The 2,142-nt window shown below is 38.1% G+C and carries 2 protein-coding genes and 1 pseudogene; all 3 read left to right on the top strand.

Annotated features, from left to right (window positions below; all coding sequences use genetic code 11):
* A partial coding sequence (locus ACEW8U_RS20000; RefSeq protein WP_373523824.1) for a sugar phosphate isomerase/epimerase family protein occupies positions 1-868 on the top strand: 868 nt, incomplete at its 5' end.
* A gap of 1 nt (position 869) precedes the next feature.
* Complete coding sequence (locus ACEW8U_RS20005) at positions 870-1,505, top strand: hypothetical protein (RefSeq protein ID WP_373523825.1); 636 nt, start codon at positions 870-872, stop codon at positions 1,503-1,505.
* A gap of 198 nt (positions 1,506-1,703) precedes the next feature.
* Positions 1,704-2,142: pseudogene (locus ACEW8U_RS20010) on the top strand (23S rRNA (adenine(2503)-C(2))-methyltransferase RlmN); the annotation flags it as partial.

Below are 2,142 nucleotides of genomic sequence, written 5' to 3' on the forward strand. Positions count from 1 at the left end.
TTTTACTATGAAAAAACAAGACCCTTTGTTCAAAATATCTCTTGCAGAATGGTCCGTCAACCGGCTGCTCTTTTCCGGGCAGATGGACCATCTTGATTTCCCATTGATGACCAAAAAACATGGAATCCTTGCTGTGGAATATGTCAATCAGTTTTTTATGGATAAGGCTAAGGACAGAAACTATCTCAAGGAAATGAATACACGATGCGATAATGAGGGGATCGACCAGGTGTTGATTATGGTGGATAGGGAAGGGACTTTGGGAGCCAAGGCTGCTGATGATAGGCAACAGACCGTTGAAAACCATAAAAAATGGGTGGAAGCAGCCAAATTTTTAGGCTGTCATTCCATCAGGATCAATGCCTATACTGAAATTCCGTGGTCATCAGATCCACAGATGGCAGCAGAAGCCATGAAGCTTTGTGCAGATGGCATGCGATCTATTTGTGAGTTTGCAGATGATTTTGGTATCAACATCATTATTGAAAACCACGGGGGATTTTCAAGCTATGGTAAATGGCTGGTAGGTATGCTCGAACTGACGGACCACAAAAGGGCAGGAAGCCTGCCGGATTTTGGCAACTTTAGGATTTTTAGGGATGAGAACAAACATGTTTCCTATGACTCTTATCAGGGTGTGGATGAATTGATGCCCATGGCCAAAGGTGTCAGTCTTAAACCAACTGTCTTTGATGACAAGGGAAACCAATATCCATTAGACTATGAGCGTATGATGAAAATTGTGCTTTCCCATGGCTACCACGGCTATGTAGGCATCGAGCATGGAGAAAAAGACAGGGAATGGGAAAGTATTGTAGAGATAAGGGATACTTTGGTGAAAATAAGAGACTTGCAAACAAATATCTAGAATGACTAGAACAACACAGATGTTAATACTTACTTCGGGGCTTCTTTTTATGCTTTCGTTTTTTTTACCTAGCCACTTTACAAGTCATAACCTTGAAGCAATTATTGGATATGCAAAACACAATCAAGTAGGCTATCAAGTATATATTATCCTATTCTTTCCAATTGCATTTTATCTTTTGTGGAAGAAACAAATTAAAACTACTTTCTATTTTTCAACTTCATTTCTTTTTCTAAATAATGACCTATTTGAAAGTGTAATAGATTTATTTTTCAATGCAATTCCAATCTGGACAAATGGATTATTAAGATTTGTAATTCCATTTTTGCTTATTACATGGATTGGAATATTCCTAATAAGAAAGTCTGTTAATCAGAAGAGTTACAGATTGTATTTTATTTTCATTTTATTTATAGTTGGGTTTTATCTGACTGTAAATAATAGGAATTGTTTGACCGAATTTGTGTCTGGAACGGGTTATTATAGTTTTAATTTAAACCTTTGGTTAAATAATTGTGGAGCTTATTATGCATGGTGGACTTCGCCTATTTTATTTAATTTTGGGTTATTTAATGAAATTATAATGAAGAAAACAGTAGCTAACATCACATTGGATACAACTGGCATTATCGATTAGCCACAAAATCTGTTGCCTTAAGAAGGTAGTTGTATTTTTGAAGTATACGGCTTCAGAAGGCAGCAGTTTCCTAGCTGAATGGTGTTGAATGAATAACCACATTTCTTGTTTTCTAAAATTACTGTCCCAATTTTCCAATTTTTCAATCTTCCAATCCGTCACGACGGACAAGTTCTTTAAATCCCCTACCTTTGCCCCATGGACAGTACCGTAAAAAAAGACATCAGAAAGTTTACCCTTGAACATTTGGAAGAATTTTTTATTTCCCAAGGTGAAAAGAAATTCCGTGCCAAGCAGGTGTATGAATGGCTTTGGAACAAGTCCCTGAAAAACTTCGATGACATGAGCAATATCTCGAAAGAAACAAGGGAAATGCTCAAAGAGAACTTTACCATCAACCACATATTGGTGGACCTGATGCAGCACTCCACGGACGGCACCATCAAAAATGCCGTAAAGCTTTATGATGAGAAAATCGTTGAATCTGTCCTGATTCCGACAACCAAAAGAATCACTGCCTGTGTCTCCTCCCAAGTAGGTTGCAGCCTGGACTGTAACTTCTGTGCCACTGCACGGCTTAAGCGCATGCGAAACCTGAATCCTGATGAAATCTACGATCAAGTGGTGGCCATTAAGG

It is taken from the genome of Aquiflexum sp. (assembly GCF_041751335.1).
Taxonomy (GTDB): domain Bacteria; phylum Bacteroidota; class Bacteroidia; order Cytophagales; family Cyclobacteriaceae; genus Aquiflexum.

Bases quoted from the DNA above. Each gene is read 5' to 3' on its own strand.
- ACEW8U_RS20005 (WP_373523825.1), top strand. From the start codon at position 870: ATGACTAGAACAACACAGATGTTAATACTTACTTCGGGGCTTCTTTTT.